General features: G+C 38.3%; 20 protein-coding genes. 18 read left to right on the top strand and 2 right to left on the bottom strand.

Annotated features, from left to right (window positions below):
- Positions 1–63: 63 nt before the first annotated feature.
- Both AACM45_RS16260 and AACM45_RS16255 read left to right on the top strand, forming a co-directional pair.
- Positions 64–1,668 carry a LysM peptidoglycan-binding domain-containing protein gene (locus AACM45_RS16260; protein WP_339144046.1) on the top strand — a complete coding sequence of 535 codons (1,605 nt, stop codon included), beginning with the start codon at positions 64–66 and terminating at the stop codon, positions 1,666–1,668.
- A 150-nt stretch (positions 1,669–1,818) separates the two neighbouring features.
- The gene (locus AACM45_RS16255) at positions 1,819–2,811 is read left to right on the top strand and encodes a DUF4837 family protein (RefSeq protein ID WP_339144044.1); all 993 of its coding nucleotides are present in this window, start codon (positions 1,819–1,821) and stop codon (positions 2,809–2,811) included.
- A gap of 70 nt (positions 2,812–2,881) precedes the next feature.
- Here the strand turns inward: AACM45_RS16255 and AACM45_RS16250 are convergent, their stop codons facing one another.
- The gene (locus AACM45_RS16250) at positions 2,882–4,954 is read right to left on the bottom strand and encodes an OmpA family protein (protein ID WP_339144042.1); all 2,073 of its coding nucleotides are present in this window, start codon (positions 4,952–4,954) and stop codon (positions 2,882–2,884) included.
- A 216-nt stretch (positions 4,955–5,170) separates the two neighbouring features.
- Entirely contained in the window at positions 5,171–5,365 is a 195-nt protein-coding gene (locus tag AACM45_RS16245) for a twin-arginine translocase TatA/TatE family subunit (RefSeq protein WP_339144041.1), read from the bottom strand.
- A 182-nt stretch (positions 5,366–5,547) separates the two neighbouring features.
- Here AACM45_RS16245 and AACM45_RS16240 point away from each other — a divergent pair, with 182 nt between their 5' ends.
- The 16 genes from AACM45_RS16240 to AACM45_RS16165 all read left to right on the top strand — a co-directional run bounded on the left by AACM45_RS16240 (position 5,548) and on the right by AACM45_RS16165 (position 22,226).
- Positions 5,548–6,417, top strand: a complete 870-nt coding sequence (locus tag AACM45_RS16240) for a M23 family metallopeptidase (protein WP_339144040.1) — start codon at positions 5,548–5,550, stop codon at positions 6,415–6,417.
- Positions 6,418–6,422: 5 nt separating this feature from the next.
- The gene (locus tag AACM45_RS16235) at positions 6,423–7,916 is read left to right on the top strand and encodes a GH3 family domain-containing protein (protein WP_339144038.1); all 1,494 of its coding nucleotides are present in this window, start codon (positions 6,423–6,425) and stop codon (positions 7,914–7,916) included.
- Positions 7,917–7,975: 59 nt separating this feature from the next.
- A complete protein-coding gene (locus tag AACM45_RS16230) occupies positions 7,976–9,661 on the top strand; it encodes a DUF6909 family protein (RefSeq protein ID WP_339144037.1) in 1,686 nt (561 codons plus the stop codon).
- Positions 9,662–9,663: 2 nt separating this feature from the next.
- Positions 9,664–10,716 carry a hypothetical protein gene (locus AACM45_RS16225; protein WP_339144036.1) on the top strand — a complete coding sequence of 351 codons (1,053 nt, stop codon included), beginning with the start codon at positions 9,664–9,666 and terminating at the stop codon, positions 10,714–10,716.
- Between the two features lie 33 nt (positions 10,717–10,749).
- Complete coding sequence (gene pseB / locus AACM45_RS16220; RefSeq protein WP_339144035.1) at positions 10,750–11,766, top strand: UDP-N-acetylglucosamine 4,6-dehydratase (inverting); 1,017 nt, start codon at positions 10,750–10,752, stop codon at positions 11,764–11,766.
- A complete protein-coding gene (gene pseC / locus AACM45_RS16215; protein ID WP_339144034.1) occupies positions 11,766–12,923 on the top strand; it encodes a UDP-4-amino-4,6-dideoxy-N-acetyl-beta-L-altrosamine transaminase in 1,158 nt (385 codons plus the stop codon). Before pseB ends, pseC begins: the two co-directional genes overlap by 1 nt.
- A complete protein-coding gene (locus AACM45_RS16210; protein ID WP_339144033.1) occupies positions 12,913–13,440 on the top strand; it encodes a GNAT family N-acetyltransferase in 528 nt (175 codons plus the stop codon). Before pseC ends, AACM45_RS16210 begins: the two co-directional genes overlap by 11 nt.
- The gene (locus tag AACM45_RS16205) at positions 13,430–14,308 is read left to right on the top strand and encodes an aldo/keto reductase (RefSeq protein WP_339144032.1); all 879 of its coding nucleotides are present in this window, start codon (positions 13,430–13,432) and stop codon (positions 14,306–14,308) included. Before AACM45_RS16210 ends, AACM45_RS16205 begins: the two co-directional genes overlap by 11 nt.
- Positions 14,305–15,069 carry a glycosyltransferase family protein gene (locus AACM45_RS16200; protein WP_339144030.1) on the top strand — a complete coding sequence of 255 codons (765 nt, stop codon included), beginning with the start codon at positions 14,305–14,307 and terminating at the stop codon, positions 15,067–15,069. Before AACM45_RS16205 ends, AACM45_RS16200 begins: the two co-directional genes overlap by 4 nt.
- 95 nt (positions 15,070–15,164) lie before the next feature.
- Complete coding sequence (locus tag AACM45_RS16195; RefSeq protein WP_339144028.1) at positions 15,165–16,394, top strand: aminotransferase class III-fold pyridoxal phosphate-dependent enzyme; 1,230 nt, start codon at positions 15,165–15,167, stop codon at positions 16,392–16,394.
- A gap of 7 nt (positions 16,395–16,401) precedes the next feature.
- Complete coding sequence (locus AACM45_RS16190; protein WP_339144027.1) at positions 16,402–16,968, top strand: GNAT family N-acetyltransferase; 567 nt, start codon at positions 16,402–16,404, stop codon at positions 16,966–16,968.
- Positions 16,968–17,834 (top strand): methionyl-tRNA formyltransferase, encoded by an 867-nt coding sequence (locus AACM45_RS16185; protein ID WP_339144025.1) that lies wholly within the window; start codon positions 16,968–16,970, stop codon positions 17,832–17,834. Before AACM45_RS16190 ends, AACM45_RS16185 begins: the two co-directional genes overlap by 1 nt.
- A gap of 11 nt (positions 17,835–17,845) precedes the next feature.
- Complete coding sequence (gene pseI / locus AACM45_RS16180) at positions 17,846–18,895, top strand: pseudaminic acid synthase (RefSeq protein WP_339144024.1); 1,050 nt, start codon at positions 17,846–17,848, stop codon at positions 18,893–18,895.
- Entirely contained in the window at positions 18,895–19,824 is a 930-nt protein-coding gene (locus AACM45_RS16175; RefSeq protein ID WP_339144023.1) for a glycosyltransferase, read from the top strand. The genes pseI and AACM45_RS16175 overlap by 1 nt, the downstream gene beginning before the upstream one ends.
- Complete coding sequence (locus AACM45_RS16170) at positions 19,817–20,545, top strand: class I SAM-dependent methyltransferase (RefSeq protein WP_339144022.1); 729 nt, start codon at positions 19,817–19,819, stop codon at positions 20,543–20,545. Before AACM45_RS16175 ends, AACM45_RS16170 begins: the two co-directional genes overlap by 8 nt.
- Positions 20,529–22,226, top strand: coding sequence for a DUF6044 family protein (locus AACM45_RS16165; RefSeq protein ID WP_339144021.1), 1,698 nt, complete (start codon positions 20,529–20,531; stop codon positions 22,224–22,226). The genes AACM45_RS16170 and AACM45_RS16165 overlap by 17 nt, the downstream gene beginning before the upstream one ends.
- Positions 22,227–22,340: the final 114 nt, after the last annotated feature.

Genomic DNA, 22,340 nt, shown 5'->3' with positions numbered 1-22,340 from the left:
AATCCTTTATTTTTTCAATAAAAAACTGCATTTTCGCTAGTCCCGAACTAATCTATGACCAAAATGAAAAAAAATCAAGTTCATTTTTGGGCGACAGTGCTATTTCTGACTACACTATCGATCAATGCCCAAGAGAAAGACAGCACCGCAGTTGCGGCAAAGGATTCCCTTCTTGGGAGATTAGAAAACGTTACCGGTCTCGATGCCGCTACAAGTGCGCAAACCCCTTTAAATATACCTGCGGTTTCTGAAAATACCGTGAAGGGAAAACTAAAAGATTTGGAAGAGGCCTATCAGTATGATAGCCTTTGGATTCAGGTACTTCATGAAAACAGGATCCTTTTCGACGACATGTATGCAGAATTGAACAATATTGAAGTAGACACCTCGTATACGGTTGATTTGCCAACCGACACCCTAAAGGCCCGTCTTCAAAAGTTGGATGAACGAACACCTTTCAATATTGCGTACAACCCCTCTTTAGAACGTGTAATCAAGTCGTTCTTGACTAGAAAACGTGGTTTGATGGAGCGTATGTTGACAGCAAGTCAGTTTTATTTTCCGCTTTTTGAACAAGAACTCGACAGTCATGATGTTCCCTTAGAGGTTAAATATTTGTCCATTGTAGAATCTGCACTCAACCCTAAGGCCAGGTCAAGGGTAGGTGCTACCGGCCTATGGCAGTTCATGTATACTACCGGAAAGATGTATGGCTTAGATGTGAGCAGTTACGTTGACGAACGACGGGATCCCATAGCTTCTACCACGGCGGCAGCAAAATACCTAAAAAAGCTTTATGGTATCTTCAATGATTGGGATTTGGCATTGGCCGCCTACAATTCAGGCCCGGGTAATGTGAACAAGGCCATTCGGAGATCGGGGGGATATAAAAATTATTGGAATATCAGACGTAATCTTCCACGCGAAACGGCTGGATATGTGCCGGCTTTCTTGGCGACGATGTACCTTTTTGAATATGCAGAAGAACATGGATTAAAACGCGAAAGGGCCGAAAGAACCTATTTTGAGACCGATACGGTGCATGTAAAGAGCCTTATCACCTTTGACCAAATTTCCGAATTGGTCGATATTCCGGTAGCGCAATTGGAGATTTTGAACCCTTCTTACAAATTGAACATCATTCCAAAAGTAAAAGGTAAAACCTATACTTTACGACTTCCGGTAAAGCATATTGGTAAGTTCGTAAACAACGAGAAAGAAATTTATGCTTATGCCAAAGCGCAAGAAGATTCTCGTGAAAAACCACTACCAAAACTGATTACTGACAATGATAGAATACGATACAAGGTCAAAAGTGGGGACTATCTCGGAAAAATCGCCGAACGCTACGGTGTTGGGGTAAGTCAGATTAAGCGTTGGAACGGCCTTAGAAGCAATAATTTAAGAATAGGGCAACGCTTGACCATCTATCCTAGAAATTCCGTTGCAACAGTGGCTTCCCACTCAGCAAAAGCATCATCCACGAAATCGGTTTCATTGCCTAAAGACCCTAAAAAAGTACATGTGGTTCAGTCGGGTGATTCCCTTTGGACGATTTCCAGAAAATATCCAGGGGTGACTATCGAGAATTTAAAAAAATGGAACGGCATCCGCGGTAATAACCTTAAACCCGGTACAAAACTACGCCTTTGTAATTGTTCCTCTTGATTTAGGATAATAGAAATCCTAGATACCCATACGAATTGCCGTGAAATCCATTTCGAGAAGTATTAGGGCCTTTTTGATGGCACACGAACCGAATGCACTATTACACTCATTTAAAGCGTAAGGTTTCTTTAAATTTGCTACTTTAGAAACATGATGCAGAAAATAAGGATACTAGTAGTGTTAGGGGCGTTGATTTTTAGCTCATGTGGGCAAAATTCAAAAAACCAAAGATTTTTACCCCCTTCGACAGGTGCAGTCAATTCGGTTATGGTGGTAATGGAAAATGACCTTTGGCAAGGCGCCATTGGCGATAAAGTACGTGAACATTTTGCCGCAAGGGTTTTGGCCGTACCACAAAGTGAGGCTATTTTTAGTTTGATACAGATTCCGCCACAGATTTTCAGCGGTGCCGTAACCAATTCGCGATCGGTACTTTATGTACAACAAGATTCCCTTTCAATTGCACACGTAAAGACCGATGTCTATGCCTCACCGCAAAAGGTAGCCGTGGTCAAGGGCCGTAATTATCAAGAACTGGTCAGTAATTTAGACACTGTAGCTTCAAAGGCCATCGAAGCTTTCAGAAGCAATGAGATAAACGAGGCCCAGAAAAGGTTCAAAAGGTCTTTGAATAGGGAAGCAGACCTTAAGGAAGAGTTCGGAATAGTAATGGATATTCCATCGGCCTACACTGTCGGTAAGCATGAGAACAATTTTGTTTGGATCGATAGACAAATCCCCAAAGGAAATATGAACATTCTGGCCTATACCATGCCAGGGAATAGCTTTTCGACGGATTCTACCTTTGTTCGTGATATTGTCAAGATGAGGGACTCTATAGGCAAATTATTCATACCAGGGCCTGATGTTCCGGGTAAGCAGACCTATATGGTTACTGAAACCGCCTTCGCGCCCTATATTTTTCCAGCTGAGGTCAACGGATATCAAGCAGCTGAGGTGAGGGGCATATGGGAAATGAAAAACTACCCTATGGCAGGACCTTTTTTGACTTATATCATCAACGATAAAAAGAATAATAGAAAGCTGATTCTCGAAGGATTTATTTTTGCACCTTCTGCGAATAAAAGAGACGATTTGTTAGAATTGGAAGCCATAATGAAAACCCTTGAATTCGAAGAATAGTTGGAGAGCACATCAAAAAAAAGCCCCATTGTTTTCAGCAATGGGGCTTTTCGTTTTTTATTGGTTCAAGTTACATGCTCATGATGATGAATTCTGAACGTCGATTTTCTTGATGTTTTGATCGTTCACAACGAACACCATCACTACAATCGTTGATTGGGTATTGCTCCCCATATCCAATGGCACTGTAAATTTTCGAAGCGTCGATTCCCTTTGAGATCAGGTAATCCCGTGTTGCCTTGGCCCTTTTATCCGATAGGTATCGGTTGTAGGCTGCTGGTCCGATGGCATCGGTATGTGATTCAATTTTGATGACCATATCAGGATACTTTTCCCACACTTCAAGAAGTTTGTCCAACTCTTTCTTGGCATCGGGTCGTATACTGGACTTGTCAAAGTTGAAGTAAATTTTATCCGTTTTTAGTTTTTTGATATCATTTTCAACTACGATAACGTCGTCAAGTTTCTTTAAGGAAATGGTTACGTTTACTTCATCTTCTTCAGTTGTAGCTATGGTTTGGCTATCTGCAAAATAGTCTGGGTCTGCAGTAGCTATGGTATAAGTACTGTTTTGGGGCAGATCTTCGAAACGGAACGTTCCATCGGCATTACTTTCTATTTGTTGAACAACGTTTTCATCTTTGTCAAGCAATACTACCTGTGCGTTCGTCAACGGCTCCCCGGTAAGCAACTCTGTTACTAAACCAACGATGCTCGTTTTTTCTTCTTCTACCTTTTCTACAGGTAATTTTTTGAAGGAATAGATATCATCATCGCCTTTACCCCCTTTTCGGTTTGAGGCAAAATAACCTGTTTCACCCGATTCAACGGCGATATAAGAAAAATCATCGCGTATACTGTTTATAGGTTTCCCCAAATTTGTGGGTGCCCCAAAAGCGTCATTGACAAGTTTGGCCTCGTAAATATCCAAACCACCCAGCCCCATTTGTCTGTCAGAAGAAAAGGTAAGTGTCTTCTTTGTTACATACGGAAACATTTCACGTCGGTTCGAATTAATTTCCTTGCCAAGGTTCATCGGGGTAGAAAAAGTACCATCTTCATTGATATCAACCACGTAAATATCGGTTCCGCCATAACCACCGGGCCTGTCAGAAACGAAATATAGCTTTTTGCCATCTACGCTCATCGCAGGATGCCCCGTAGAATAATCTTCGCTGTTGAATGAAAGTTCTTTGGCTTTCGACCATTCCCCATCTATTTTTTCAGAGCGATAGATCTTCAAGTGGTTTATTCCATTCTTAGCTCTTTTGAGTTTTTTGCTAAAGTTGTTTCGGGTAAAATAGATGGTGTTTTGATCGGGAGAAAATGCCACTCCAGCTTCATGGTATTTTGAATTTACATTTTTATGTAGCTTTTTCACATTTTGTACCAAGCTTGAATTTTCTCCGACCGTACCTTCATAAAGATCTAAAAAAGGTTGGTTGTTCCATTTGTACCTTCTTGTCTTTAAAAATGCGGAATCTTTAGAAGAAGCGTATACCAGATTTTCGCCTTCATGGAACATTGGCGCAAACTCAGAATACTTTGAATTGATATTCAGGTTTTTTATTTCAATGTTCTTTATGTAGTCTTCAGCCTTTATTTTTTGGAGCTGCTCTTTTGCCGCGGCCAGTTCTTCAACTTCTTTTTTCTTATTGAAGATGGCCACCAACCGCTTTGCTTTTTTATATCTTCCGGTACCTTTCAAAACATGGGCATATCTGAAATAATCGGAATCGGTCAAATCTTGTTGGTGTATTTCGAAGAGTTTCGCGTACCAATAATAGGCTTTTTCCATGTTGGAATTGAAATAGTGGGAGTCCCCTGCGCGTTGAAGCACTCTGGAAGAGGCATTTTTCAAGTCTTTCTTCAGGGCAATATCATAAAGCTCAGATGCCTCCGCATACCACATTTTATCAAAATAAGCATCAGCTTTCTTAATTAACCGGGCGACATAGTTAGACTTTTCACTAGAAGAAAAGCGCTTTTTGGAAAGTGATTTTAGATGGGCCAAATCGTCAACTTCAACAGAATCGACTTTTTGAACCGACTCAAGATCATCTTCAAAATCTAGGGAGGTCAGTGTTTGGGCCTGCACATTAAAAAAAGTGATGCAGCTAAGCAGTAATAGTAAGTTCTTCATAACCGATTCAAACAAAAATTTAGCGGTTTTATGGATCAAACCGTAGCAGATCGTTTACCTAGTTCAATTAGTTTGAAACTAAATTAAACCTTACGAAGCAGCTGATTTAGTTTTTGTTGTGAAACGAGGGGTTTTTGAAGTATAGACGAACCCCGATGAAGGTCAAAAGGGATTGCCGTTTTGAAATTAGTGGTGTGATGGGAATTAACGCGGCCCCTAAGAGTCACTTTCTTTACGCTCCTCTAACTTTTCGTCTTCTTTTGAAGCGTCTTTGAATTCTTTGATCCCGCTGCCCAAACCTCGCATTAATTCAGGAATTTTCTTTCCACCAAAAAGCAAAAGAATTACCAAAACGATAATGGCAATTTGCCAAGGACCTACCAAACCGAGAAATATATTTTGAGCAACCATAAATAAGCACTTTTAAATAAGAAGGTAAAATTACTAAAAAGATACCATAAATCTTGTTAATATCAACGTTGGCATGTAGTTTAAATTGTCTTTTGATGGATAAGCCCCTTCAAAAGGTTAAAAGGACCTCAAAATAGAGGTCTATGATGTACAAATGAAATACTAAGATTATATTTGTTATCATGGCAAAAAAAGCTAAAAGAAGCAAAGAAATCAAGAAAAAGCTTCTTCATAAGTATCGCTTGGTCATTTTGAACGAGAGTACTTTTGAAGAGAAAATATCTTTTAAGCTAAGTAGGCTGAATGTATTCGTTACGGGAACTTTGGCCATTATATTATTGATTGGCTTAACGACATTGCTCATTGCCTTTACACCGCTTCGGGAATACATTCCGGGGTATTCCTCTACAAGACTCAAAAGACAGGCCACGGAATTGACCTATAAAACGGATTCGTTGGTTACCGTGTTAAATTATACCAATAAGTATTTAGAAAATGTGCAAAAGGTACTTCGGGGTGATATTGAGAACAATGAAATTAATAGGGATTCCCTTTTTGAGCGCTATAAGCTTGATCCATCAAGTATAAATTTGAGGCCAATTCAAGAAGACTTGCAATTGAGGGAGCAGGTAGAGTTAGAAGATAAGTATAATCTGTTTGAACGAAATGCGGAGACAATAGGCACTATTCTATTCGCACCGGTAAGTGGAACCCTATCTCAAGAATATGATGCTGATAAAAAACACTTTGCGGTTGATATAGTCGCACCACAGGGCGCTTCGGTCAAATCAGTGGCAGATGGTGTCGTCATTTTTTCAGAATGGACTGCCAGTACGGGGTATGTCATCATCATTGAACATAAGAATGACCTAACCTCAGTTTATAAACATAACGGCTCCCTGGCAAAATCGCAGGGTGATCATGTTGTTGCAGGAGAGGTTATTGCTTCCGTTGGAAATACCGGGGAACTCACGACCGGCCCACACCTTCATTTTGAACTTTGGCTAAAAGGGAAACCGGTCAACCCATTGGACTTTATTGACTTTAACTAAAACAGATGTCACTTAAAGCGTTTGCAGCAAAAATCTTTGCCCGTAGGATTACCAAAAAAAACTCTAAATGGATCAATAACCCCATTGAGACCCAAAAAGGAGTATTTAATGAACTGATTAAAAAAGCAAAAAACACTGAATTCGGTCAAGACCATAATTTCAAGACCATAATCTCACACGATGATTTTGTGAAGCAGGTTCCAATACGTGATTATGAGGCACTGAAGGGATATATCGAAAAAATAGTTGAGGGCGGTGAAAATGTGGTTTGGCCCGGTAGGCCCCTATATTTTGCCAAAACCTCAGGAACAACATCTGGGGCTAAGTACATTCCCATCACGAAAGAATCCATTAAAAATCAAGTCGAGGCCTCAAGGGATGCCATTCTAAATTATATCGATGAAACAGGAAATGTCGATTTTGTTGATGGAAAAATGATTTTTTTGCAAGGAAGTCCAATTTTAGAAGCAAAAAATGGGGTAAAATTGGGTAGGCTCTCAGGTATTTCAGCACATTATGTACCGGGTTATCTTCAAAAAAACAGATTGCCAAGTTGGCAAACCAATTGTATTGAAGACTGGGAAACCAAAGTCAATGCAATTGTAGAAGAAACGGAGAATGAGAATATGACGGTCATTGCCGGAATCCCTTCTTGGGTGCAAATGTATTTTGAAAGGCTCCGAAACAAAAGTGGAAAGAAGGTAGGGGAACTATTCCAAAATTTTAATCTTTTTATTTATGGTGGGGTCAATTACGAACCTTATCGGGCAAAATTTGAAAATCTGATTGGCCGTAAAGTAGATAGTATCGAGCTTTTTCCGGCTAGTGAGGGGTTTTTCGCATACCAAAATGCCCAAAACGACAAGGGAATGTTGCTCTTGCTCAATTCAGGAATCTTTTATGAGTTTGTTAGGGCCGATGAATTCTTTGTCGAGAATCCAAAAAGAATCACGTTGAAAGACGTTGAACTTCATACTAATTATGTCATGATCATAAGTACCGACGCGGGTTTGTGGGCATATAATTTAGGAGATACCGTTCAGTTTATTTCTTTAAGGCCCTATAAGGTCATTGTATCAGGGCGCATCAAACACTTTATTTCGGCCTTCGGCGAACATGTGATTGCAAAAGAGGTAGAAGAAGCCATGAAAAAAGCTATTGAAGCCACCGGTGCGAGGGTAAACGAATTTACAGTTGCTCCACAGACTTCGCCAAAAGAGGGGCTTCCCTATCATGAGTGGATGATTGAATTTGAGAAGGAACCGCATGACGAGGCAAAGTTCGTTTCTATACTTGACGACACAATGCAAAGCCAAAACTCCTATTATTTTGATCTTATTGATGGCGCAATTCTACAAACATTGAAAATCACCAAGATCAAGCAAAACGGATTTCAAGACTATATGAAAAGTATAGGTAAGTTGGGAGGGCAAAATAAAGTGCAGCGACTTGCAAATGATAGAAAGTTGGCAGAGGCACTCAACGCATACCAAGCTTAGGGTAAGTACCTATTTAGTAAGTTGGCCTATTTCATGTATTTTTGTGCCGAAATATAGTGATGGGCATAAAAATAAAAGAAACGACAAGGGCACAAGAATCCACTAACGCCATAGAGCGACTGTATATTACGATGCGCCATTTATTGAATAGGGGCTTTTACAAGCCATCGGGTGTTTCGGGCAATGCCTTACGCAATGCACTTTTAGTACTTCGCCCCGAGATATACGGAACTGTCGCAGAAGAAAAAGGGGAGTTGAATGGACTTATTTATGTTTTGGAGCGTCTTCCCCAAGGGATAGAAGAATGCCGTTTTATAAATTTGACCTCAGATGAGGGGTTCTCAAAATCACACCTAACCGCTATAATACCCCCAAAACGTCGAAGAAATTGCTATCGTATCGATGACGAGCAAATGAATATTGAGATTACCCGTGGCAGATCCGATATTTATGACATTTTAACCCATTTGACCTTTTTGTTCATTGAGTCTACAAAAATTTGTAATAGGGTATTTATTGAAGAAACCCAAAAAACGATAAGGGATTGGGATAAGCTTGAAGCCTTTGTTCGCTTGGTAGAACCCACAGACCCTGAACGGGAAGTGGCATTGATCCATACGGCGAATATCTTGGGAAGATCTTTTGAAGAAGTGGTAGAGATCCATCAGAAGCTTTCTTCTAAAGAAAAAAAGGATAGATTTTTGAATATCGTTTTTTGGTTGGGTAAACTAGCATTGGAGGAAGAAACGACGGGTAACAAAAGAACCATTACGTTTAGCCCTTTATTGCGGGAGCGCCTTGGTCATCACATACATGGCGAACGTTGGGCAGATACGATTAAAGAAACCCTTGTAAAGCGAAATTTGATAAACAGGCCCATTCATATTATAAGTGCCAACATGCACAGCGTTATGAATTCATTGTTCGCTAAGGTTGCTTTAAAAAAGGAATTTTCGAATAGTAGTCCATTGGAAATTTATGAGGCGCTAAGCTCATCAGATAATAAACATTTGAGGGATAAGGTAACATCACTTGCCCAAAAGAACGGGATGTTATATATCGATGATAGATCAGGGGCCAATATTGATGTGCAGATTTTTGACATGGCCAAAGTTGAAAAAGGTGCTTGTTGCTATGATCTCCGAACGGATATTCCTACTGATGAAAAACCAGTTATCTTTGTGATGGATTATGCGTTCGGAGAGCAAGCTTATGAAACCATAGACGAGCTTTTAAAACCATATAAAGTAAAGAACAAGAACACTTTCTTGAAGGTAGATTCAATTTCGATAATGGGTAAGGCGGGCATACTTGAAGGTGGAAAAGGAGATTTGATGATTCCCTCTGCCCACATATTTGAGGGAACTGCGGATAATTATCCCTTTAAAAATGAATTATCCGCTAATGACTTTGAAGGCAACGGACTGAAAGTTGTGGAAGGTACGATGGTCACTGTTTTGGGCACCTCTCTGCAGAATAAGGATATCCTTCAGTTTTTTTATGATTCCACTTGGAATGTTATTGGATTGGAAATGGAGGGTGTGCACTATCAAAAGGCGATACAGTCCGCCTCAAAAATCAGAAAAAGTATTGGCAATGAGGTTAAAGTGCGTTATGCATATTATGCATCGGACAATCCTTTAGAAACAGGAAGTACACTGGCTTCAGGTGGATTGGGAACCACGGGCGTAAAACCAACCTATCTAATTACCGATAAAATTTTAGAACAACTATTTAATAGCTAATTATGGCAGAGAATCAGACAAATAACAATTCTTCAGACGAAATAGATTTAGGGCAGTTGTTTCAATTGATAGGAAAGGCATTTCAAAAGCTTTTCAATTTTATTGGCAGTATATTTAAAGGTGTTTTTCATGTAGTCATTTTATTTCTCCTTTTTCTTCAGAAGAATTTTTTGGTTTTAGCCATTGCGGTTGTGGTTGGTGCGATTAGTGGCTATGTTCTTGACAATCTAAAAACGGAGAAATATATTTCTAGAATGGTGGTGGAACCTAATTTCAATAGCGTTCAGCAATTGTATAATAACCTTGATTTTTACAATGATTTGGCTGATGCTCAAGATTCGATTGCACTTTCGCAAGCTTTGGGGATTTCAGTTAATGATGCTGGGTCGATTAAAGAGATTTTTGTAGATTCCTATTCTGATGAAAACCAGAAAATTAAGCTTTTTGATGAGTTTATTCGAGAGTTGGACACGACTACGGTCAAAGCCTTGGATTATGAAAGCTATTTAAAGAATTTTAACTCTATGGATGCCCGTTTCCATCAGATTTCAGTCATCAGTACGGATAATAAGGTTGCAAAAAAGATTCAGCCAGCTATTATAGGGTCCATATCCGCAAACGACTATTTCAAACTGCAAAAAAGAATTAATGATCTCAATCTTAAACTGCAAGATTCCATTATCAACAATCAATTGATCGAAGTGGATTCTTTGCAGCAATTGTACAAAACCGTTTTGGTAAAAGAAGCAGACAAACCCATGCAAGGTACCAACATCAATTTGGCAGAAAATGGAGAATCACAAAACAAAGAGTTGGCCTTGATAAAAGAAAGAGAGCTTTTGAAAAATCAATTAGTGCAATTGAATCAAGAAAAAGCCAATAAATCTGAAATTCTTAATGTAATCAGTGATTTTCCTACTAGAGGGGTTAAACAAAAAGGATTTTGGAAGAGTTATAAGTTTCTTCTACCTATTGTTTTATTATCATTAGTTTTGGTGGCACTTGGATTAATTGGCATTAATCATTTTCTAAAACAATATGGTCAAAACAGTTAGCCCTTTTTAATAACAAAAATTAATATTTGATTGATGACTTTTGAAGGAAAATCTCTTTTAATTACTGGTGGGACAGGTTCTTTAGGCAAGGCACTTACGAAACACATATTGGAAAATCATCCTGATATCAGAAGGCTTATCATTTTTTCTAGGGATGAGCAAAAGCAGTTTCAGATGGCGCAAGAGTTTCCACAAGAAAAATATCCCCAAATTCGCTATTTTATTGGAGATGTTAGAGATAGAGCTCGTTTGGAAAGAGCTTTTAAAGGCGTAGATTACGTAATACATGCCGCCGCAATGAAACATGTGCATCTTGCCGAGTACAACCCGGAAGAGTGTATAAAGACAAATATAGGTGGGGCTCAAAACGTAGTCGATGCTTGTCTAGCTACTAATGTAAGCCGTGTTGTAGCACTTTCAACCGATAAAGCCTGTGCACCAATCAACCTCTATGGAGCAACGAAATTAACTTCTGATAAACTCTTTGTGGCGGCTAATAATATCAAAGGAAATAATCCCATACGATTTTCAGTGGTTCGCTATGGTAATGTAATGGGCTCTAATGGATCTGTTATCCCCTATTTTATAAAAAGAAAAAAGGTTGATAACAAATTGCCTATTACGGATAAAAACATGACAAGGTTCAACATCTCTTTATCTGGAGGAGTAGATATGGTAATGCATGCTCTTAAAAATGCTTGGGGCGGAGAGTTGTTCGTGCCTAAAATACCGTCGTATCGAATAACAGATGTAGCTGAGGCCATTGGCCCAAATTGTGAAAAGCCAATAGTAGGGATTAGACCTGGTGAAAAAATACACGAAGAAATGATTACGCCTTCTGACTCTTTTTACACTTATGACTTAGGCAAGTATTTTGCAATTGTTCCCTCTACTCCTAATTGGGCTTTAGAAGAATTTATCAAAGAATTTAATGCTAAAAAAGTACCTCACGGCTTTAGTTATAATTCGGGGAATAATGATGAGTGGGAAACAATAGAAGGATTGAGAGACTTAATCCAAAAACATGTTGATTCTACATTCTCAGTTTAATGAGCACTAATATAATACCATACGGAAGACAGAATATTGACGAATCGGATATTGAAGCAGTAGTTTCTGTATTGAAGGCCGATTTTTTAACTCAGGGACCAAAAATACAAGAGTTTGAGGCCGATTTTGCACGGTATATTGGTTCTAAGTATGCAGTCGCGGTAAGCAATGCCACTGCTGGCCTTCATTTAGCAGTAAGTGCCCTTGGATTAGAAAAGGGGGATAGAGTCATTACAACGCCTATTACTTTTGCTGCTTCTGCAAATTGCGCAAGATACGTTGGAGCTGAGGTATGGTTTGCAGATATAGACCCGAACACCTATTTGATTTCCATATCAGCAACAAGAAAGCTTTTAGAAGAAAAACCTAAAGGTTATTTCAAGGGCATTATTCCAGTCGATTTTGCAGGACTACCTGTGAATATGGAGGAATTTAGAAAGCTAGCTGATGAATTTGATTTGTGGATAATTGAAGATGCGTGTCATGCACCAGGGGGGTTTTTTACAGATTCATCTGGGAATCGTCAAATGTGTGGTAATGGCGTTTATGCTGATATTGGCGTTTTTTCCTTTCATCCGGTAAAGCACATAGCGTGTGGTGAGGGAGGCATGATTACAACAAATGATGAAAACCTTTACAATAAGCTGGCAGTTTTAAGAACACATGGTATCACTAAAGAGAATATGGCAGAAAACCATGGAGGTTGGTTTTATGAAATGCAATCATTGGGCTATAATTACAGACTTACGGACATACAAGCCGCGTTGGGAATAACCCAGTTAAAGAAGAACCCTACAGGAGTTTTAACAAGGAATGATATAGCCGACCGCTATAAGAAAGCGTTTCACAACAGGATCAAATATCAATTTTTGCCGGAAAATTGTTACAACGCGCATCATCTTTTTGTAATTGAAGTCGATGATAGAAAAGGGCTGTATCAGCATCTAAGGAGCAAAGGTGTTTTTGCCCAAATCCATTATATTCCGGTGCACACACTTCCATATTATAAAAGCATTGGGTATCAAAATGCAAACCTGAACAGCTCTGAACAGTATTACAAACACTGTATCAGCTTGCCAATGTATCCTACTTTAACAACAAGCGAACAAGGTTTTGTTATCGATGAGGTATTAAAATTTTGCTTTGATGAAAGCTGAGCCTTTAAAATCCAAAAGATTGGTCTTAGAACCATTGTCATTAAAGCACCTATCGGAAAAATATGTGTCTTGGCTTAACGACTCCGAGACCAATAGATATTTGGAGACAAAGGGAGGTTACACAATAGAAAAATTAAAATATTTTTTGATTGAAAATGAGAATAAAAACATTCTGTTTTGGGCAATTAAAAAAAAGCAGGATAACGAGCATATAGGCAATATTAAGATTGACCCGGTAGATTGGGATCTTCTTTCTGGAGAATATGGAATCTTAATGGGAGATAAAAATTCTTGGGGCAAGGGATTCGCCAAGGAAGCTTCTCTATTAGTTGTTGATTACTGTTTTAATCAGTTAGGGTTAAAGAAAATTACACTTGGAGTGATTCATGAGAACACAGCGGCATTGGGGTTATACAAAAATTTGGGTTTTGCCGTTGAAGAAAGGATAAAGAATAAAGGAACGTATAATGGCAAACTGTGTGATTCCATTAGAATGGTACTGAAGAATGAACAATAGCAAAATCATATTGGGCACGGTGCAACTTGGAATGCCATATGGAATTAATAATTCCAAGGGCTTACCCTCTTTGGATGAAGCAATGGACATATTGGATTACACTTTTGAAGCAGATATCCGGTTGTTGGATACTGCGGAAGTTTATGGAAAATCGCAAGAAGTGATAGGGGCTTTCCATAGAAAATACCCAAACAAAAGGTTTAGAATAATTACCAAATTAGCTAAGGACACAGATATAAATATCCTGGACAAGCAAGTTCACCAAAACCTTCTAAAGTTGGGCGTCGATTCCCTATATGGCTACATGTTTCATAATTTCCAGACTTTGGAGAAGAACCCCAAGATTTATGATGAATTACTAGCTCTTAGAAAACAAGGACTCATTCAAAAAGTAGGCATTTCACTATACAACAATGCTGAAATTGAGCAGATCGTTTCTAATCATGAGTTTGATTTTATCCAGATTCCTTTTAACCTTTTGGACAATCACAATTATCGTGGCGAAGTACTTTTAAAGGCTAAAAAAAGGAATATTGAGGTCCATACCCGATCTGTTTTCCTGCAGGGTTTATTTTTTAAGGATATTGATCACTTGCCCATATACTTAGAACCTCTAAGAAAAGATTTGGAGTTTTTACAAGGTATTGTCCAAGAACAAAAAATTTCAGTTGAACAATTGGCAATGGGTTATGTGGGTTCAAAACCTTACATAGACAAATTTTTGATAGGTGTGGAAAGCATTGATCAATTAAAATCGAATCTGTCTTTTTATGAAAAAGGACTTTCGGAAAAGCAACTTGCCATGATTGATGAAATCCATATTGAACGTATTGAACTTCTAAACCCCTCAAACTGGAAAATCGCATGAGGTTTTTAGTAATTACACAGGCCAGATCGGGCTCTACAAGGCTTCCGAACAAAGTATTAAAGGAAATCAATGGAAAGAGCCTTCTACAGATTCACTTAAATAGAATTGCAAAATCAAAACTGGTGGACGGTATTTATGTTGCGACAACAATCAAGGAAGAAGACAAAAAAATTGAGGAATTGGCCCAAAAACTGGGAATCCCATGTTATAGGGGTAGCGAAGACGATGTTTTGGACAGGTTTTATCAGTGTGCGAAAATAGAGAAGCCTGAATACGTGGTTAGAGTAACTTCTGATTGCCCATTACTGGATCCTAAGTTAATCGATGAAATATTGTATGGCGCCATATCCAAGGAACTAGACTACTACGCCAACATTATTGAGGAAAGATATCCTGATGGTCAAGACGTCGAAGTGGTTAAATATAGCGCATTAGAGAAAGCATGGAAGGAAGCCGAATTGAAATCCGATAGGGAACATGTTACGGCGTATATCAGGAATAATTCCTCCTATAAAGGAGGGAGCCTATTTCTTTCTGACAATCATGGTATCAAGGACAATTTTACCAATGTTCGGTTAACTGTGGATGAACCATCAGACTTCAAGGTAATCGAAAAGCTGATCATGCATCTTGGTGATGATAAGGATTGGCGCACATACACGGATTTTTACATTAAAAATCAAGAGATTAGAAAGATAAACGAAGGAATCCAGAGAAATGAGGGCTATCAAAAGTCTATTGACGAAGAGAATAACAAGTAAAAGAGTTTTCCATTATGGGTAAGGGACAGGAATTATATAAACGAGCAAAAAAAAGAATCCCAGGAGGAACAATGCTGCTATCTAAAAGGCCAGAAATGTTTTTACCGGAAAAATGGCCAAGTTATTATGAAAAAGCGGAGGGCTGTACGGTCTGGGATTTGGATGGGAACAAATACACTGACGTATGCATTATGGGGATTGGAACCAATATATTGGGATACGCAAACAAAGAAGTGGACAATGCGGTGAGGGAGGTAATTGACAAAAGCAATATGTCAACATTCAATGCCCCAGAGGAAGTGTATTTAGCGGAACGCTTAATCGAACTCCACCCTTGGGCGGATATGGCAAGATTTGCAAGAAGCGGTGGTGAAGCCAATGCAATTGCCATAAGAATCGCAAGGGCAGCAAGCGGTAAAGATAAGGTTGCTATTTGCGGATATCATGGCTGGCACGATTGGTATATTTCCACAAATTTAGGGTCGGATGACGGTTTGGGCAACCATCTTCTACCGGGATTAGCACCTGCAGGTGTGCCCAAAGGACTTGAAGGCACTACGATACCTTTTCAATACAATGATTTTGAAGAATTAGAAAGAATCGTTTTGGAAAACAAGGATTTAGGTACGGTTAAGATGGAAGTCTCCAGAAATTTTGGGCCTGAAAATGGATTTTTACAGAAAGTTAGGGAACTTTGTACGAAGCACGGAATTGTCCTAATTTTTGACGAGTGTACGTCAGGCTTTAGACAAACTTTTGGAGGTTTACATAAAGCATATGGGGTAGAACCAGATTTATGTATGTTTGGGAAAGCCCTAGGTAATGGATATGCCGTCACTGGCGTACTAGGTAGGCAATCCATAATGCAGGCGGCCCAAAACACGTTTATAAGCAGCACATTTTGGACAGAGCGTATAGGTTCCGTAGCGGCACTAAAAACCTTGGAGGTGATGGAAAAGTCCCGTTCCTGGGAGCAAATTACCAAAACTGGGAACCAAATATCGGATAGCTGGCAGAGAATGGCACAATCCCATGGTTTATCGCTACAGATTTCAGGTCTTCCTGCATTGATTTCCTTTAGCTTTAAAAGTGATGCCCATTTGGCATATAAAACCTACATTACCCAAGAAATGTTGAAGAAGGGATTTATTGCCGCTACTAGTGTTTATGTGAGCATTGCGCATACGCAGGCGGTTATCACAGATTATTTTGACGCCTTGGACGATATCTTTGTTACTATTGCCAAATGTGAGCGTCAAGAGCTCAATATTTTGGATTTGCTGGAATCCCCTATTTGCCATGGGGGGTTTAAGAGATTGAATTGAACTCGCAATGGGAAAGGAGAACAAAAATTATTCGGTTTTGGCCCGCCAAGTATTTGAAAATAAACCTTATGCTATAGTGCCTATTCGACATTCAGATAGGACTGTAATAATGAAATGGAGAAATGAGCAGATTTATCATTTAAGGCAAAACAAACCTTTAACCCCTGAAGACCAAAATAAGTATTTTGATACCGTTGTGGCCCAAGGCTTTACAGAAAAAGCTCCAAAACAGATTCTTTTTTCGTATTTAAAAAATGAAGAATGCATTGGATATGGGGGTTTGGTTCATATCAATTGGATTGATAAAAATGCGGAAATTTCATTTATCATGGACACAAGTTTGGAGCAAAACCATTTTCAGTACCATTGGCAATCCTATCTTAGCCTTATTGAAAAAGTGGCTTTCAAAGAATTAGGATTGCATAAAATATATGTCTACGCCTTTGACCTTAGGCCGCATCTTTATCTTGCGCTTGAAACGGCGGGATATTTTAAAGACGCACGGTTGGCGGACCACTGTTTTTTTAATGGGGAATATAAAGACGTGGTTATTTATTCTAAAATAAAGGCGTAATGCAAATAGGATTGTTGGCAAGTGGGAGATTGGGGTTGATTGTACTCGAAGATCTCTTTCAGGAATATGATTTGACTTTTGTTATGACCGATAAAAAATCTGACGATATCATAGGGTTTTGTCAGAAACGAGGACTAGATTTTTTTATTGGCAATCCTAGAGATGGACGTTCCAATGCATTTATTTCCAATAGGGGTATCGATGTCTTGATTTCTGTGAATTACCTATTTTTGATAGAAGAGGAATTAATAAGGCATCCTAAGAAATTTTGTTTTAACCTTCATGGGTCGTTATTGCCAAAATATCGAGGTCGTACCCCCCATGTTTGGGCAATAATAAATGGTGAATTACAAACGGGTATAACGGCGCACCTTATTGACAAGGGATGTGATACTGGAAACATTCTTAAACAGGTTTCCATTGCAATAGGAAAAAAAGATACTGGGGCGGCAATACTTGATAAGTTTGCAGAAATATACCCTAAACTGGTGCGTGAGGTCCTACTTCAGATTAAAAGCAATCAATTAAAGCCTATTGCCCAGGATATTAGAAAAGCTACCTACTTTGGGAAACGCACTCCTCAAGACGGTGAAATCAACTGGATGTGGTCTAAAGAAAGGATTTACAATTGGATTAGGGCTCAAGCACCACCATATCCAGGCGCCTTTACTTTTGCTAACCATGAAAAAATAATAATAAAATCAAGCAGTTTCAGTACTCAAGGGTTTGATTATAAAACAAAGGATGGGACTGTTCTTTCTCTAGAACCGTTTCTTGTAAAGACCTGTAATGGTGTTCTGGAACTGGATTTGCTCAATCCGCAGGATCGAGCCAAATTGAAGATAAATACCCTATTGGGAAATTAAAATAACACGCAATGAAAATAGATAGATTTGAAATAAACGATACCTCGCCTTGTTTTATTATTGCTGAACTATCTGCGAACCATAATGGGGATATTGAAATTGCCAAAGAGACCATAAAAGCTGCTAAAAAGGCGGGTGCAGATGCAATTAAACTCCAAACCTATACCCCGGACACCTTGACCATAGAAAGTAACAAGGAGTATTTTAGAATAGCGCAAGGCACACTTTGGGATGGTAAGACGCTTTACGAGCTCTATGGTGAAGCGTTTACTCCATGGGAATGGCACAAAGAACTTTTTGAATTGGCGAGCTCAGAAGGCCTTGTTTGTTTTTCTTCTCCATTTGATAAAAGTGCCGTTGATTTTTTAGAGGAACTACAGGCTCCTGCGCACAAGATTGCTTCTTTTGAGATTCAAGATATACCGCTTATAGAGTATGCTGCTTCTAAGGGAAAACCCATGATAATTTCAACAGGAATTGCCGAAGAACAGGATATAAAGCTAGCACTGGATACATGTTTGAGCGTTGGCAATGATCAAGTAGTGTTCCTAAAATGTACTTCTTCTTATCCAGCACCTTTGGAACTTGCAAATTTGAGCACGATACCAGACCTAAAAAAAAGATTTGGTGTGCAAGTGGGCTTTAGCGATCATACATATGGCAGTCTGGCCCCTACAATAGCTGTTACTTTGGGTGCTAAGGTTATAGAAAAACATTTCATTCTAGACAAATCCATTGGCGGTCCGGATGCAGATTTTTCATTGGATTGTAATGAGTTTGAGGAAATGGTGAGCAAAGTAAGGGACACAGAAAAGTTGTTGGGGAAGGTTTCTTACGAAGTGTCCGAAAAGGTAAAAAAGAACAGAAAGTTCGCAAGATCTTTATTTGTTGTTGAGGATGTTAAAAAAGGTGATACGCTTACAGAGGGCAATATTAGATCGATAAGACCAGGTTATGGAATGCATCCAAAGGAATTGAAAAAGGTCTTGGGAAAACAGTTTTCCAAGGATATTGAAAAAGGAGAGCCTTTAAGTTGGGACATGTTGCAAGAAACTAACTGATGGATACGTATTCTTATTGCATAATTGCGCCATGCTACAATGAGGAGCAAGTTATTGCCCTGTTTTTAAAAGACCTTGAAGACAACTTAGGTATTTTTGGGAATGCCCATTTTCAAATTCTGGTGATAAACGATGCGTCTATTGATAATAGCCTTGAGGAACTAAAAGCCTTTAAATTCATGGATGAGCGGTTTTCATTGAAAATAGTTTCTTTGGAACAAAACCAAGGGCATCAAGCGGCCATTAATGTCGGTTTAAATTATGCAAGGGGTTTAGAAAGGGATTTTGAAGCAGTAGTTGTTATGGATAGTGATGGCGAAGATGACCCTAAGGCCATCTTACAGGTGCTGGAAGACAAAAATAGGGAAGACATTGTTTTTGTTAGTAGGGCTGGCAGAAAAGAGGGTATCCGCTTCAAAATAGGTTACAGGGTTTATAAAACTATCTTTTTCCTAATTATTGGGAAGCGAATAAATTATGGAAACTTCTCTATCCTAAGCAAAAAGGTATTGCGCCATATTGCAAACCAATCGTTTCTACATTACCCTACATTTCTTTCAAAACAAAATTTTAGCATTCGATATTTTCCTTATAATAGAAGGCAACGAATAGATGGAATTTCCAAAATGAACACAAAGAGCTTAATATTCCATGGCTTGTATTCTCTAATAGAATTAGGAGAGGAAGTCCTTTTTTTCTTTATCAAAATATTAGGGGTCTTTTTCATGTTAACTTTTGGAATGGGGATATATATTGTTCTTTCAAAATTTGTTTTTAATACTGCAATTCAAGGTTGGGCGAGCTCATTTGGTATTGGACTGGTTATCATTTGTCTGATTATTCTGTGTACAATTGTATTAGGGTTGATGTTGGTATCTATGAAAAAACAACTCAAAACCAACGAAGTAAGTTACCAAGTCTATGAGTGAAAGCTATGAATATATTGGTAACGAGCTAGATGTTTTTAAAAAAGCAAGTAACTGGAAAAGCTATTTTGCAAAACATATAAAAAGCGCTCTTAGAGGAGATGTTCTTGAAGTTGGTTCGGGAATAGGGGCCAACACCCCTTTTTTATTGAACGCATCAGACAATATACTATCTTGGACTTTAGTAGAACCGGACAAAGACCTGCTTGAAGTTGCCAAGACGGAACTCTGTAAGGACAAATCCAATATTCCCTTTTCTTTGAACTATGTAAATGGAACCATCGAATCGGTTTTTAGTAAGAAATACGACACCATCCTTTATATAGACGTTATTGAACATATTGAAGACGCCGTAGCAGAATTAAGCGAGGCTAAGACCTTATTGAAAAAAGATGGTAGACTAATAATTCTTGTGCCCGCGTATCAATTCCTTTTTAATAATTTTGATAGAAGCATTGGGCATTTTAGGAGATACAATAAAAAAATGCTAAAAGGCCATGTTCATAGGGACCTAGAAATAAAAAGATTATTTTATTTGGATAGTATGGGCTTTTTTGCTGCACTCCTAAATAAATGGGTATTGAAGAAAGATATACCGACTTCAAAAAATATTTTCCTTTGGGATAAAATACTCGTCCCCTTTTCAAAAGTGGTTGATATCATTAGTTTTCATAGTTTTGGAAAATCTTTAATAGGAATTTTCGCAAATGTCAATAGCAAATAGAAAGTGGTGCTTGCTCGGTGGGCTTTTGATGATTATACCCTATATTTTTTGGTATTGTCTGGGTTCAGATGCTTACGTTCTAATTCATGACAACCTAGATTCTGAGTTTGTCTATATTAAACATATTTTGGAGAGCGAATCCTTTTTCAACTTTGACTTTACAAGCAAAATTGAAAATGTAATGAATGGTGTTCCTAGAATATTTTTAAGAAGTGGTTTGAACTTTACTATTCTCTTATTTGCCATCTTCTCTCCGGTGGTTGCCTACATAACGAATCATATGATTGTTCATTTGGTTGGTTATCTGGGGATGTTTCTTTTTTTGAACCGTGTGGTTAAAATAGAAAATCCACTGATTTTGTTGATGAGCTCCATTTCTTTTGGTATGCTATCATACTACCACATTCAATATGGGATTTCAATTTCCGGACAGCCATTGTTGCTCTACGCTTTCTATTATATTTTAAAGAAAAAGGAACGGTTGATTCATTGGGCCATCATTCTGATTTTCCCGTTCTACTCTTTTATTGTGGGAACGCTTCCCTTTTTTATTCCAGTCTTACTTTTGCTGGGCTTAATAGAGTATAGACGGACAAAAACGCTTGGCAGAAATTATATTTTGGCTATAGCAACGCTTACAGTATTGAACCTTCTCGTGGAATATCAATTGGTTTATGCGGTATTGATAGAATCCAAAATTACCTCTCACAGAGTAGAAGCTGATAACACGGCCTTCCTAGGAGCCCCAGATTGGGATTACTTTATTGCTACCTTAAAGACATATTTTAAGCAAACCCAATACCATTCAGGAACGCTGAAACCTTGGCCTTTAATGGTAATGTTCGGAATAGTATTACTATTATATCGTTTTAAAATAAAACAGAATATTCTTTTTGTAGCGGGGCTAATAATTGCCATTAATCTATGGGTGTCTGCCAATTTGTGGTTGATTAATTTTTTTACAGAATTCAACTTTTTGAAAACCTTTAACTCAGAGCGGTTTTACTTTATGCTGCCCTTTTTGTGGTTGTTACTGGGCGGTTTGTTGCTTAATGAACTTTTCTCCAAACATAAAATTATAGGCTCTATTGGTTTTTTAGGAGGCCTTTTTGTGTTTATAGGAATTGTTGAAAACAATAAAGAATTGCTAACAAATTTCAGTATTCTTAAAGGCGAAAGCATTCAAGAACCAACGTTTAAGGAGTTTTATGCAGAAAATCTTTTTTCAAGGATAAAAAAGGATTTGGAGCCTTATCAGCCAGAATCCGAATTTTTCCTGAGTATTGGCATGCATCCCAACATCGCTCAATATAATGGCTTGAGCACCTTAGACAGCTATCAAAACAACTATGATTTAGCATATAAGCATCGTTTTAGAAAATTGGTTTCGGAAGAGCTCTCCAAGAATACAGGAAATGCAAAATATTTTGATTATTGGGGAAGTAGATGCTATTATTTTTCCCATGAATTAGGGAGAAGGTATTTGGTAGATAAGCACGCGAACTTTACTATTAAAAATATGGGTTTGGACACGGAGCTCTTTAAAAGAATGAAAGGAAAATATCTAATAAGCACTGTTCCAATTGAGAATAGTTCAGAGTTAGGATTTCAGTATTTAAATACATATGAAAATGAGACATCGTTTTGGAGCTTGAACTTATATAGACTTTCAAACGAATAGATAGGTTTTAGATTATAAAAAATCAGAGACAAATTGTATAAAATAAGTATAGGCAAAATTTCTTTTCTACAGTTTATAGAATCAATACCTTCACGGTTTAGTGATTTTTTGAAC

The sequence above is a fragment of the Croceitalea sp. MTPC5 genome (assembly GCF_036985505.1).
GTDB lineage: Bacteria > Bacteroidota > Bacteroidia > Flavobacteriales > Flavobacteriaceae > Croceitalea.
Note: the sequence above shows the minus strand (reverse complement) of the source record. Positions and strands in the feature narration are given on the sequence as shown.

Bases quoted from the DNA above. Each gene is read 5' to 3' on its own strand.
- pseB (WP_339144035.1), top strand. From the start codon at position 10,750: ATGACTTTTGAAGGAAAATCTCTTTTAATTACTGGTGGGACAGGTTCT.
- AACM45_RS16240 (WP_339144040.1), top strand. From the start codon at position 5,548: ATGGCAAAAAAAGCTAAAAGAAGCAAAGAAATCAAGAAAAAGCTTCTT.
- AACM45_RS16200 (WP_339144030.1), top strand. From the start codon at position 14,305: ATGAGGTTTTTAGTAATTACACAGGCCAGATCGGGCTCTACAAGGCTT.
- AACM45_RS16210 (WP_339144033.1), top strand. From the start codon at position 12,913: ATGAAAGCTGAGCCTTTAAAATCCAAAAGATTGGTCTTAGAACCATTG.
- AACM45_RS16165 (WP_339144021.1), top strand. From the start codon at position 20,529: ATGTCAATAGCAAATAGAAAGTGGTGCTTGCTCGGTGGGCTTTTGATG.
- AACM45_RS16190 (WP_339144027.1), top strand. From the start codon at position 16,402: ATGGGAAAGGAGAACAAAAATTATTCGGTTTTGGCCCGCCAAGTATTT.
- AACM45_RS16230 (WP_339144037.1), top strand. From the start codon at position 7,976: ATGGGCATAAAAATAAAAGAAACGACAAGGGCACAAGAATCCACTAAC.
- AACM45_RS16235 (WP_339144038.1), top strand. From the start codon at position 6,423: ATGTCACTTAAAGCGTTTGCAGCAAAAATCTTTGCCCGTAGGATTACC.
- pseI (WP_339144024.1), top strand. From the start codon at position 17,846: ATGAAAATAGATAGATTTGAAATAAACGATACCTCGCCTTGTTTTATT.
- AACM45_RS16170 (WP_339144022.1), top strand. From the start codon at position 19,817: ATGAGTGAAAGCTATGAATATATTGGTAACGAGCTAGATGTTTTTAAA.
- AACM45_RS16195 (WP_339144028.1), top strand. From the start codon at position 15,165: ATGTTTTTACCGGAAAAATGGCCAAGTTATTATGAAAAAGCGGAGGGC.
- AACM45_RS16185 (WP_339144025.1), top strand. From the start codon at position 16,968: ATGCAAATAGGATTGTTGGCAAGTGGGAGATTGGGGTTGATTGTACTC.
- AACM45_RS16260 (WP_339144046.1), top strand. From the start codon at position 64: ATGAAAAAAAATCAAGTTCATTTTTGGGCGACAGTGCTATTTCTGACT.
- AACM45_RS16225 (WP_339144036.1), top strand. From the start codon at position 9,664: ATGGCAGAGAATCAGACAAATAACAATTCTTCAGACGAAATAGATTTA.
- AACM45_RS16205 (WP_339144032.1), top strand. From the start codon at position 13,430: ATGAACAATAGCAAAATCATATTGGGCACGGTGCAACTTGGAATGCCA.
- AACM45_RS16175 (WP_339144023.1), top strand. From the start codon at position 18,895: ATGGATACGTATTCTTATTGCATAATTGCGCCATGCTACAATGAGGAG.
- AACM45_RS16250 (WP_339144042.1), bottom strand. From the start codon at position 4,954: ATGAAGAACTTACTATTACTGCTTAGCTGCATCACTTTTTTTAATGTG.
- pseC (WP_339144034.1), top strand. From the start codon at position 11,766: ATGAGCACTAATATAATACCATACGGAAGACAGAATATTGACGAATCG.
- AACM45_RS16255 (WP_339144044.1), top strand. From the start codon at position 1,819: ATGATGCAGAAAATAAGGATACTAGTAGTGTTAGGGGCGTTGATTTTT.
- AACM45_RS16245 (WP_339144041.1), bottom strand. From the start codon at position 5,365: ATGGTTGCTCAAAATATATTTCTCGGTTTGGTAGGTCCTTGGCAAATT.